The sequence below is a fragment of the Streptomyces sp. NTH33 genome (assembly GCF_003236365.1).
GTDB lineage: Bacteria > Actinomycetota > Actinomycetes > Streptomycetales > Streptomycetaceae > Streptomyces.
Genome location: NZ_POTZ01000231.1, coordinates 1 through 11,120, shown reverse-complemented (window position 1 = coordinate 11,120; position 11,120 = coordinate 1). Strand labels below are relative to the sequence as shown.

Here is an 11,120-nt window from a genome sequence, read left to right as displayed (position 1 = left end):
GACTTCATCTCCCTCTCTCCGACCCCCTCTCACTCCCCACACCGAGGAGCGATTCACCGTGACCATCACCCAGCCCGACCTGAGCGTCTTCGAGACCCTGGAGTCCGAGGTGCGCAGCTACTGCCGCGGCTGGCCCACCGTCTTCGACCAGGCGCGCGGCAGCCGCATGTACGACGAGGACGGCCACGAGTACCTCGACTTCTTCGCGGGCGCCGGCTCGCTCAACTACGGCCACAACAACCCCGTACTGAAACGGGCGCTGATCGACTACCTGGAGCGCGACGGCGTCACCCACGGGCTCGACATGTCGACCACCGCCAAACGCACGTTCCTGCGGACCTTCCAGGACCTGGTCCTGCGGCCCCGCGACCTGCCGTACAAGGTCATGTTCCCGGGCCCGACCGGCACCAACGCGGTCGAGTCCGCGCTGAAGCTGGCCCGCAAGGTCAAGGGCCGCGAGGCCATCGTGTCGTTCACCAACGCTTTCCACGGCATGTCGCTGGGCTCCCTCGCCGTCACCGGCAACGCCTTCAAGCGGGCCGGCGCCGGCATCCCCCTGGTGCACGGCACGCCGATGCCGTTCGACAACTACTTCGACGGCAGGGTCCCGGACTTCCTGTGGTTCGAGCGGCTGCTGGAGGACCAGGGCTCCGGTCTCAACAAGCCGGCCGCCGTGATCGTCGAGACCGTGCAGGGCGAGGGCGGCATCAACGTCGCCCGGGCCGAGTGGCTGCGTGCGCTCAAGGACCTGTGCGAGCGGCAGGACATGCTGCTGATCGTGGACGACATCCAGATGGGGTGCGGGCGCACCGGGGCCTTCTTCTCCTTCGAGGAGGCCGGGATCGTGCCGGACATCGTCACCGTGTCGAAGTCCATCAGCGGTTACGGCCTGCCGATGTCGCTGTGCCTGTTCCGGCCCGAGCTGGACGTGTGGGAGCCGGGCGAGCACAACGGCACCTTCCGCGGCAACAACCCCGCGTTCGTCACGGCCACGGCCGCGCTGGAGACGTACTGGGCCGACGGCTCGGCGATGGAGAAGCAGACCCGCGCCCGCGGTGAGCAGGTCGAGCAGTGGCTGGTCTCGATCGCCGAGGAGCACCGCGCCGAGGTCAAGGGGTTCCGGGGCCGGGGCCTGGTGTGGGGTCTGGAGTTCCACGACAAGGGCCGGGCCGGGCGGATCGCCCGGCGTGCCTTCGACCTCGGGCTGCTGGTGGAGACCTCCGGCCCCGAGGGCGAGGTCGTCAAGCTGCTGCCGGCCCTGACCATCACTCCCGAGGAGCTGGACGAGGGCATGCGCGTCCTCGCCCGCGCGGTCCGCGAGACCGCCTGACCACCTGACCGGCCAGAAGAACGACCCAGCTAGGAGGCACGCACCACCGTGATCGTCCGTTCGTTCAAGGACATCGAAGGCACCGACCGGCACGTCAAGTCCGAGTCCGGCACCTGGGAGAGCAAGCGCATCGTCCTCGCCAAGGAGAAGGTCGGCTTCTCCGTGCACGAGACGATCCTGTACGCGAACACGGAGACGTCGATGTGGTACGCCAACCACATCGAGGCCGTCGTCTGCACCCAGGGCGAGGCGGAGCTCACCGACCGCGAGACCGGGAAGACGTACACGATCACGCCCGGCATCATGTACCTCCTCAACGGCCACGAGCGGCACACGCTCAAGGTCAAGGAGAAGGACTTCCACTGCATCTGCGTGTTCAACCCGCCCGTGACCGGACGGGAGGACCACGACGAGAACGGCGTCTACCCGCTGCTCACCGAACCCGAGGAGGTGTGACCCCATGACCGTCACCACGAACACCACCACGAACGCCACGAACGCCGTCACCGATCTCTACCCCACCCGCGGCACCACCGAGGTGGCCGTCCCCCGTCAGGACCCCGTCCTCTGGGGCTCCCCCGACACGCCCGGCCCGATCCCGGCCGCCGACCTCCAGGCGTACGAGCGCGACGGCTTCCTCGCCGTCGACCAGCTGATCACCGAGGACGAGGTCGCCGTCTACCGGCAGGAGCTGGATCGGCTGGTGAACGATCCGGCGATCCGGGCCGACGAGCGTTCCATCGTCGAGCCGAAGTCCAAGGAGATCCGCTCGGTCTTCGAAGTGCACAGGATCAGCGAGGTGTTCGCGAGCCTGGTGCGCGACGAGCGGGTGGCCGGCCGGGCGCGGCAGATCCTCGGCTCGGACGTGTACGTCCACCAGTCGCGGATCAACGTCAAGCCGGGCTTCGGCGCCAGCGGCTTCTACTGGCACTCGGACTTCGAGACCTGGCACGCCGAGGACGGTCTGCCGAACATGCGGACGGTGTCCGTCTCGATCGCGCTGACCGAGAACTTCGACACCAACGGCGGCCTGATGATCATGCCGGGGTCGCACAGGACGTTCCTCGGCTGTGCGGGGGCCACGCCGAAGGACAACTACAAGAAGTCGCTGCAGATGCAGGACGCGGGCACGCCGTCCGACGAGGCGCTGACGAGGATGGCCTCGGAGTACGGCATCAGGCTGTTCACGGGCCGGGCCGGTTCGGCGACCTGGTTCGACTGCAACTGCATGCACGGTTCCGGCGACAACATCACGCCGTTCCCGCGCAGCAACGTGTTCATCGTGTTCAACAGCGTGGAGAACACGGCGGTGGAGCCGTTCGCGGCGCCGGTGCGCAGGCCTGAGTTCATTGGGGCGCGGGACTTCACGCCCGTGAAGTGATCACGCCGTTACTGCCGGGCAGTGGCCTCCTCGTGTGGGACGGGAGGCCACTGCCCGCTGTCGTCGTGGGTCCTCACCCGGCCAGTACGTCCAGCAGGCGGTCGACGTCCGCGGGCGTGTTGTAGAGGTGGAAGGAGGCCCGCAGATTGCCCGCGCGGGCGGAGACCTCGATGCCGGCGCCGCTCAACTCGCCCTGCCGGTCGTCGAGTCCGGGCACGGAGACGATCGGTGAGCCGGGTGCGGGAAGGGGCTCGTGGCCGAGGGAGCGCAGGCCGGCGCGGAACCGTTCGGCGAGGGCGAGGTCGTGGGCGCGTACGGCGGACACGCCGAGTTCCTCGAGGAGTTCGAGCGAGTGGCGGGCACCGGCGTAGGAGAAGAGCGCGGGGCTCTCGTCGAACCTCCGTGCGGAGTGGGCGAGTTCCTCGACGGGGCCGTAGCAGCTGTCCCAGGGCCGCTCCCCCGCCACCCAGCCGGCGAACAGCGGACTGAGGCCGCCGAGGTCGTCGGGGACGACCAGGAAGGCCACGCCCCGCGGGCACAGCAGCCACTTGAAGGCGACGGCGGAGACGTAGTCGTGGGCGTCCGCGTCGAGGTCCCGCCAGCCGGCGGCCTGGGAGGCGTCGACGTACGTACGCGCGCCGTGCTCGCGCGCGGCGGCACGGATCGCGGGCAGGTCGGCGATCCGGCCGTCGGCCGACTGCGCGGCGCTCACCGCGACCAGCGCCGTGCCGGGCCGTACCGCCTCGGCGATCTGCTCCAGCGGGACGCTGCGCACCTTCAGGTCGCGGCGGACGTGGAAGGGGTTCACCAAGGAGCTGAAGTCGCCTTCGGCGGTGAGGACTTCGGCGCCCTCGGGCAGCGAGGCGGCGATCAGCCCGGTGTACACGGCGACCGAGGCGCCGGCCGCCACGCGGCGGTCCGGCACACTCATCAGCCGGGCGAAGGAGGCGCGGGCGGCCTCCACGTCGGCGAACATGTCGGTCGGCTGCCCGGCGGCGGCCGCCGCCACGGCGGTGCGCAGGGCGTCCACCGTACGGGCGGGCGGCAGACCGGTGCTCGCGGTGTTCAGGTAGGTGTTCTTCGGGGCGAACTCGGCACGGACGAGGCTCTCGAAGGTCTCCATGGCACCACTGTGCGGCCCGGTGCGGCCGCAGTCCATCGCGTATTCCTGTGCGGTACACCCAAGCGCCGCTTATGCGTCCGCGCCGACCAGGGCGGACGTGCCGGTCTCAGCTCCGCGGCACCGCGCATCCGTCCGGTCCACAGGTGTCCGCGTCCCCGTCGCCGCTCTGGAGGAGGGTGAGCGGCGAGCGCTCGCCCCAGGCCTGGGTGAGTGCTTGGGCGAAGACCTCGGCGGGCTGGGCGCCGGAGACGCCGTACGTGCGGTCGAGCACGAAGAACGGCACCCCGGTGGCGCCGAGCTGGGCTGCCTCCCGCTCGTCGGCGCGGACTTCCTCGGCGTAGGCGTCGGGGTCGGCGAGCACCTTGCGGGCCTCGTCGGCGTCGAGCCCGGCGGAGGCGGCCAGCTCCACCAGCCGTTCGTGGCCCTCGGCGAAGACGGACCGCTCCTCGGCGAAGTTCGCCCGGTACAGCGCGTCCAGCAGCTCGCTCTGCCGGCCGTGCTCCTTGGCCAGGTGCAGCAGGCGGTGCATGTCGAAGGTGTTGCCGTGGTCGCGGCCCCGGGTGCGGTAGGCGAGCCCCTCGGCGGCGGCCTGCCGCCCCAGGTTCTCCTCACCGGCCTGCGCCTGCGCCTCGCTCATGCCGTACTTCTCGGTGAGCATGGTGAGGACCGGCTGGATGTCGTCCTTGGCCCGGTGCGGGTCCAGCTCGAAGGACCGGTGCACCACCTCGACCTGATCACGGTGCGGGAAGTCCGCGAGCGCCTTGTCGAAGCGCGCCTTTCCCACGTAGCACCAGGGACAGGCGATGTCCGACCAGATCTCGACGCGCATGCTCTCGGCTCTCTCCCGTTCGTACGGAAGCGGAGGAAGGCCCCTCCGCCGAGTCCGTGAACGTTCAAGCAGCTTGTTTCATTCCCCGGTCACCGCGTACCGCAGGCGCAGGTGGTGGTCGCCCTCGGCGGGCGGGTGCTCCGGGTCCGGGGTCCAGCCCCGGCGGGTGTAGAAGCGCTGGGCGCGGTGGTTGTCCGCGTGGACCTCCAAGGCGGCGGTCCGCTTGCCGTCGGTCCGCCACTGCTCGGCGCAGGCCGTGTGCAGGGCCGTGCCGATGCCGGAGCGCCAGCGGTCGGGATCGACGTGGAACTGGAACAGCACGACCGTGTCCGCGGCGTCGTCCGGCGGGGTGCGGAAGGAGGCCAGGCCGACGATGCGGCCCTGGTCGACGGCGCACAGGACGTGGCCGTCGGGGTTCTCGACGGCCTGGCGCCATCTGGCGGTCCAGTCGGCGTCGGCGTCCGGGACGCCGTCCGGGTAGTAGGTGGACCGCGCACGCACCATCAGGCCCGCGAGGGCCTCCGCCTCGGCGGGCACGGCCGTACGGATCACCAGGCGTCCGCGCACACTGTTGTCGATCATGTGGGGGAGGACGCGGACGCCCGGCGGTCCGGTTCCGTGCGGCCGGTTCAGCGCTCCAGGCGGCCGTTGAAGCGGCGGGGCAGGCCGAGGGGGTTGTCGTCGCGCAGCTCGGGCGGGAGCAGGGCTTCCGGGGCGTTCTGGTACGCCACCGGGCGCATCCAGCGTTCGATCGCCGTGCCGCCCACGGAGGTGGACGTGGACGTCGTCGCCGGGTAGGGGCCGCCGTGGTGCTGGGCGGGGGCCACCGCGACGCCGGTCGGCCAGCCGTTGACGAGGACGCGCCCGGCGAGCGGGGTCAGCTCGGCCAGCAGTTCGGCGCCGCGCCCCTCACCGGCCGCCTCCTCGGTGGAGAGCTGCACGGTCGCGGTGAGGTTGCCGGGGAGGCGGGACAGGACGGCCGTGGCCTCGGCCTCGTCCTCGTAGCGGGCCACCACGGTGACCGGGCCGAAGCACTCCTCCAGGAGCACGTCGTACGCTCCCTCGCCGGTCAGCTTCCCGGCCGGGACCGTCAGGAAGCCCGCGCTGACCGTGTGCTCGCCGCCCGCGCCCGGGGTGACCGGGGAGTCGACGCCGGGCAGCCCGGTGCGCTCGGCGATGCCGGCGAGGAAGTTGTCGCGCATCCGGCGGTCGAGCAGGACGCCCGGGTCGGTGTCGTTGACGGCGTCGGTGAGCGACTTGACCAGGGCGTCGCCCGACGCCCCGGACGGCACCAGCACCAGACCCGGCTTGACGCAGAACTGCCCGACGCCCATCGTCATCGAACCGGCCAGGCCGGCCCCGATGGCCTCCGCCCGTTCGGCCGCCGCCGCCTCGGTGACGAGCACCGGGTTGAGCGAGCCCAGCTCGCCGTGGAAGGGGATCGGCACCGGCCGCGCGGCGGCGGCGTCGAACAGGGCCCGGCCGCCGCGTACGGAGCCGGTGAAGCCGGCCGCGGCGACCAGCGGGTGCCTGACGAGCTCGACGCCCGCCTCGAAGCCGTGGACGAGACCGATCACGCCCTCGGGGACGCCGTGCTGCGCGGCGGCCCCCCGCAGCACCCTGGCGACCAGCTCGGACAGCGCCGGGTGGTCGGGGTGGGCCTTGACGACGACCGGGCAGCCCGCGCCCAGCGCGCTCGCGGTGTCGCCGCCGGCGACGGAGAAGGCGAAGGGGAAGTTGGAGGCGGCGTAGACGGCGACGACGCCGAGCGGCACCTTGTGGCGGCGCAGGTCCGGGATCGGTGGGGTCGCGGTGTCGTCGGGGTGGTTGATGATCACGTCGAGGAAGGCGCCCTCGTCGACGATGTCCGCGAAGGCCCGCAACTGGTAGCAGGTCCGGGCCAGTTCCCCGGTGAGCCGGACCGGGCCGAGCGCGGTCTCGGCGTCGGCGGCCTCGACGAGCTGGTCCCGGGCCGCTTCGAGCCGGTCGGCGGCGGTGCGCAGGAAGGCCGCGCGCACGGTGCGGTCGGCGAGCGCGCCGCGCGCCTCGTCGGCGGCCCGCACGGCGGTGCCCACCTCCTGGGCCGTGGCCTCCACCGCGACCTGTTCCCGCTGCTTCCCGGTACGGGGGTCGACACTCCAGACTGGTGCTGCCACCGCGGATCCCTCCACATGTCTTGCCGCAGTATCCGACCGGTCCCTACGGTCGGCCCGGTCGGCCGTATTGGGGTCATCCACCAGGGCGTTCGATATGCTGAACACTGTCTCTGATGATGAATACGGTGAGACTATAACGGCAGCTTCTCGTCGAACGAAGGGGTCAAGGGCGATGTCGGCAGGCGAGGCAGGCGGCGGGGCGCAGGTCAAGTCGGCGGTGCGGACCGTGGAGTTGCTCGAGTACTTCGCCGGCCGGCCCGGCATGCACTCCCTGGCCGAGGTCCAGGAGGCCGTCGGCTATCCCAAGTCCAGCCTGTACATGCTGCTGCGCACGCTCGTCGAGCTGGGCTGGGTGGAGACCGACGCGACGGGCACGCGCTACGGCATCGGCGTGCGCGCGCTGCTCGTCGGCACCTCCTACATCGACGGCGACGAGGTGGTCGCGGCGGCCCGACCGACGCTGGACCGGCTGTCCGACGACACCACCGAGACCATCCACCTCGCCCGCCTGGACGGCACGAACGTCGTCTATCTGGCCACCCGTCAGTCGCAGCACCACCTGCGCCCCTTCACCCGGATCGGCCGTCGGCTGCCCGCCCACTCCACCTCGCTCGGCAAGGCGCTGCTGAGCACGTACGCGGACGAGCAGGTGCGCACGATGCTCCCCGAGACGCTGCCCGCGCTGACCGAGCACACCATCACCGACCGGGAGGAGCTCATCGAGGAGCTGCACCGGATCCGCGAGCAGGGCTACGCCGTCGACCGCGAGGAGAACACCCTCGGCCTGCGCTGCTTCGGCGTGGCGATCCCGTACCGCACCCCGGCCCGGGACGCGGTCAGCTGTTCGATCCCCGTGGCGCGCCTGACGCCCGCGCACGAGCAGATGGTGAAGGATGCCCTGTTCGACGCCCGTGACCGTCTGACACTCGCCACCCGGAGGCTGTGAGCCATGCAGGTTGTGCTCCGCGAAGTCCACGACAGCGATCTGCCGGTGTTCTTCCGGCAGATGAACGACCCGGAGGCCCTGCGGATGGCCGCCTTCACCCCGAAGGACCCGGCCGACCACGACGCCTTCGAGGCACACTGGCGCAGGCTGCGTGCCTCCTCCGACGTGCTGCGCACGATCCTGGCGGACGGTGACGTGGTCGGCAGCGCCGCCGTCTACGGCGAGCCGGGCGAGCGGGAGGTCACGTACTGGGTGGACCGCGCCTACTGGGGCCGGGGCATCGCCACGGCCGCGCTGCGCGCCCTGCTGGCCGAAGTGCCCGAACGCCCGCTGTACGCACGCGCGGCGGCGGACAACGCGGGCTCGCTGCGGGTGCTGCACAAGTGCGGCTTCCGGGAGTCCGCGCGGGCCAGGGGGTTCGCGCAGGCGCGGGGCGAGGAGATCGACGAGGTGGTGCTGGCACTGCGGGACGCCAACGGATAGGAGTGAACGGGGAGTTCGGTCCGTCACACGGCGTTCGAGGGTCCGGACGGGCGCTGATGAAGTTCCGGGATCCGCACCCGGCGCACATCTGTTCGATGTCGGGGATCTGCTGTGAGAGGTAGACCGTGGGGACAGTCGTCGACGACGCCGCCTCCGTGGAGTTCCACGCCTTCTTCGAACGCCACCACGCCGAACTGGCCCGGCTGGCCTATCTGCTGACGGGCGAGGCGGACGCGGCGGACGACCTGGCGGCCGACGCCCTGCTGGCGCTGTGGCACCGCTGGGACCGGGTGCGCGCGGCGGACCACCCGGTGGCGTACGCGCGCGGGGTGGTCGCGAACCTGGCCCGTACCCGGATCCGCGGCGCGGTGCGCGAGCGGCGCCGGATCACCCTGGTCTGGTCGCAGCGCGAGGAGCGGACCGAGAACCCGGACGTGGCGGGTGCCGTCGACGTCCGGGAGGCGCTGCGCCGGCTGCCGTTCCGCAAGCGGGCCTGTGTGGTGCTGCGGCACGCCTTCGACCTGTCCGAGAAGGACACCGCGCAGGCCCTGGGGGTGAGCGTGGGTACGGTGAAGAGCCAGACGTCGAAGGGGATGGCCGAGTTGCAGCGGCTGCTCGGCACGCGGGACGCTCCGCACAGGGTGCGCGCGGTGGCGGGGGCGCCTCCCCGCTCGAACACGGCGGAGGGCCTGGGGGAGCGGACCGGGAACGCCGGAGGAAGGGACCGATGAGCATGCGGCAGGACGTGCACGAGGAGTTGCGCGCCCGGCTGCACGAGGCGGCCGGGGCGCACGAGCCCGACCGCGCGCGCATCCTGGCGCGGATCGAGCGCGGCATGGCCGGACAGGCCCGCTCCGGCCATCGGCTCACGCGCCCGGCCGCGTGGGGCCGGCTGCAGGTGGCGGGTGCCACCGCCGCGGTCGCCGGGGTGCTGGCGGTCGGCGGCTACGCGGTGGCCTCCGCGGTGAAGGACGCCCCCGGGCCGGAGCGGCGGACGGTGTCCTCCTCCGGTACGCCCACGCCCACACCCACGCCCACACCCACGCCGTCACCGGACGCGACCAGCCGGGCACCCGTCCCGCCGGCCGGCCCCACGCCGGGCGCCGGCGACGGCCACGGCTCCGCGAAGCCCCGTACGTCCTCTTCCCCGGCCCCCGGGGGCACGGCCTCCGCCACCGCGCGGCCGCCCTCCGGCGCCGGCGCTTCCGAGCAGGACGGTCCGCTGTGGTCGGACGGCTCGGTGGACCCGCACAGCAACGACTTCTGGGCCCAGAGCAACGTGACCCTGAAGACCTCCGTCCAGCTCACCGCGCTCACGGTCCGGTTGAAGGTCGCCCAGACCGGCGGGGTGTCCTCCACCGGCGCCTGGCGGTCGCTGCCCGAGGACGACTTCACCCTCACCGTCGAGGAGAAGGACGGTTTCCTCGTCTACACCTGGGCGCTCAGGCCGGGCCGCACCGTCCCCGCGGGCCAGTGGGTGTTCGCCGGCCAGTACGACCACGCCCGCGGCGGCCGGGACGCGCGGCGCGACAGCTACTCGATGAAGGCCACCGCGCAGGACGAACCGCGCTCCGTCGCCGGAGACTTCACGGTGCACGGCGACAACCGATCGACAATAAAAGGCAGTTCGTAAAAAAGTTCGGTGGACACGGCAACCCTTTCCGCGGCGGCGGCGACCAGGAGACGCAAGTAACCGCTCGCACGCAAGGAACGAGCGTGAAGGGCTCCTCCGCTCGGCCGTCCGGGCGGGGGGGCCGTCGTCACGGCGTCCAGTCGCCGAGGTGGGCCCGGCGGGTCGCCGAGGCGGCCTCGGCACGGGTGAGCCGGGGGCGGTTGGCGGGGACGGTGATCCGCGCGCCGGGACCGGTGTTGCGGTACTCGGCGAAGCGCTGCTCCTGCCACGGGTAGGAGTCCGACATGTTGGCGTAGGGCGCGACCGCGTCGATGCCGGGGCCGAGCCAGGTGTCCCGGACGGTCAGCATCGGGCGGGCGGTCGTGTCCGAGCTGGGCACCCAGGGGCGGGCGAGCTTGTAGAAGCCGTCGGGGGCCTCGCTGGTGATCCGGCCGCGGACGACCAGGAAGCCGCGCGGGTTGGCGCCCGCGGTGGAGGGCGCGAAGACGAAGCCGTACGGCGCCGACGCCAGGTCGGTGCGGTTCAGGGTGCGGAAGCGGCAGTCCTCGAACACCGCCGTCGCCCGGCCGAAGACGAAGTCGACGTCGCCCTCGACGTGGCAGTGGGCGTAGTACTGGCGGGCGAAGGAGGTCAGGGCCCTGGAGTCGGCGTACAGGGTGTCCTGGTGGCCGAGGAAGCGGCAGTGCCAGAACGCCGAGCGGTCGCCCTGCACCTTGACGGCGACGGCCTGGGTGCCGCTGACGCCGGGGTGGTCGGCGCGCAGCCAGTCGTTGGCGAAGGTGACCCGGTGGGCGGTGAAGCCGTCCGCCTGGAGGGTGGTCGTGGCCGATCCGCTGGTGCCGAGGGTGCCGCCGTCGGGCTTGGGGGTGCCGGCCGCGTTGTCGTACACGATCACCACGTCACGGGCGTCACCGCCGGCGCCGATCCAGGTCATGCCGGTCCGGCTCGCGTCCACGGCGACCGTCTCCCGGTAGGTGCCGGGCGCGAGGACCAGGGTCCAGCCGTCGCCGGTGGTGGCGTTCACCGCGGCCTGTACACCGGTGAAGTCGCCGCGGCCGTGCGGGTCGACGTACAGGGTCTTCGGGGTGCGGCGGGCGGCCGGTGAGCCGTGGCGGCCGAACGGGTGCGGCCGGGCGGCGGCCCGCGCGGGCACGGCCGTGAGACCGAGCGCGGCTCCGGCCAGCAGAACTCCCCTTCTGGACAGGGGCATGCGGGTGCTCCTTCACGGTGCGGCAGGGG

12 protein-coding genes are annotated in these 11,120 nt (G+C 72.2%); 7 read left to right on the top strand and 5 right to left on the bottom strand.

Annotated elements, in window-relative coordinates:
* Positions 1-58: 58 nt before the first annotated feature.
* Genes ectB through thpD form a run of 3 tightly spaced genes read left to right on the top strand, consistent with a single transcriptional unit; the run spans position 59 to position 2,711 of the window.
* A complete protein-coding gene (gene ectB, locus C1I97_RS21435; RefSeq protein WP_111004841.1) occupies positions 59-1,330 on the top strand; it encodes a diaminobutyrate--2-oxoglutarate transaminase in 1,272 nt (423 codons plus the stop codon).
* 48 nt (positions 1,331-1,378) lie between these two features.
* The gene (locus C1I97_RS21430; protein ID WP_111004840.1) at positions 1,379-1,786 is read left to right on the top strand and encodes an ectoine synthase; all 408 of its coding nucleotides are present in this window, start codon (positions 1,379-1,381) and stop codon (positions 1,784-1,786) included.
* Between the two features lie 4 nt (positions 1,787-1,790).
* Positions 1,791-2,711, top strand: a complete 921-nt coding sequence (thpD, locus tag C1I97_RS21425; RefSeq protein WP_111004839.1) for an ectoine hydroxylase — start codon at positions 1,791-1,793, stop codon at positions 2,709-2,711.
* 73 nt (positions 2,712-2,784) lie between these two features.
* Here the strand turns inward: thpD and C1I97_RS21420 are convergent, their stop codons facing one another.
* The 4 genes from C1I97_RS21420 to C1I97_RS21405 all read right to left on the bottom strand — a co-directional run bounded on the left by C1I97_RS21420 (position 2,785) and on the right by C1I97_RS21405 (position 6,819).
* A complete protein-coding gene (locus tag C1I97_RS21420) occupies positions 2,785-3,834 on the bottom strand; it encodes an aminotransferase class V-fold PLP-dependent enzyme (RefSeq protein ID WP_111004843.1) in 1,050 nt (349 codons plus the stop codon).
* Positions 3,835-3,940: 106 nt separating this feature from the next.
* Positions 3,941-4,663, bottom strand: a complete 723-nt coding sequence (locus C1I97_RS21415; protein WP_111004838.1) for a DsbA family oxidoreductase — start codon at positions 4,661-4,663, stop codon at positions 3,941-3,943.
* A gap of 78 nt (positions 4,664-4,741) precedes the next feature.
* Positions 4,742-5,245: a GNAT family N-acetyltransferase gene (locus C1I97_RS21410; RefSeq protein WP_181446838.1), complete on the bottom strand. Its 504-nt coding sequence runs from the start codon at positions 5,243-5,245 to the stop codon at positions 4,742-4,744.
* A 47-nt stretch (positions 5,246-5,292) separates the two neighbouring features.
* Positions 5,293-6,819, bottom strand: a complete 1,527-nt coding sequence (locus C1I97_RS21405; RefSeq protein ID WP_111004837.1) for an aldehyde dehydrogenase (NADP(+)) — start codon at positions 6,817-6,819, stop codon at positions 5,293-5,295.
* A 172-nt stretch (positions 6,820-6,991) separates the two neighbouring features.
* Here C1I97_RS21405 and C1I97_RS21400 point away from each other — a divergent pair, with 172 nt between their 5' ends.
* From C1I97_RS21400 to C1I97_RS21385, 4 genes are all read left to right on the top strand, one after another.
* Positions 6,992-7,765 (top strand): IclR family transcriptional regulator, encoded by a 774-nt coding sequence (locus tag C1I97_RS21400; protein WP_111004836.1) that lies wholly within the window; start codon positions 6,992-6,994, stop codon positions 7,763-7,765.
* Positions 7,766-7,768: 3 nt separating this feature from the next.
* Entirely contained in the window at positions 7,769-8,248 is a 480-nt protein-coding gene (locus C1I97_RS21395) for a GNAT family N-acetyltransferase (RefSeq protein ID WP_111004835.1), read from the top strand.
* 125 nt (positions 8,249-8,373) lie between these two features.
* Positions 8,374-8,979 (top strand): SigE family RNA polymerase sigma factor, encoded by a 606-nt coding sequence (locus C1I97_RS21390; protein WP_111004834.1) that lies wholly within the window; start codon positions 8,374-8,376, stop codon positions 8,977-8,979.
* On the top strand, positions 8,976-9,881 hold the full coding sequence (locus C1I97_RS21385; protein WP_111004833.1) for a hypothetical protein: 906 nt from the start codon (positions 8,976-8,978) through the stop codon (positions 9,879-9,881). Before C1I97_RS21390 ends, C1I97_RS21385 begins: the two co-directional genes overlap by 4 nt.
* Before the next feature lie 127 nt (positions 9,882-10,008).
* Here C1I97_RS21385 and C1I97_RS21380 read toward each other — a convergent pair whose 3' ends face one another.
* Entirely contained in the window at positions 10,009-11,091 is a 1,083-nt protein-coding gene (locus C1I97_RS21380) for a pectinesterase family protein (RefSeq protein WP_111004832.1), read from the bottom strand.
* Positions 11,092-11,120 lie beyond the last annotated feature (29 nt).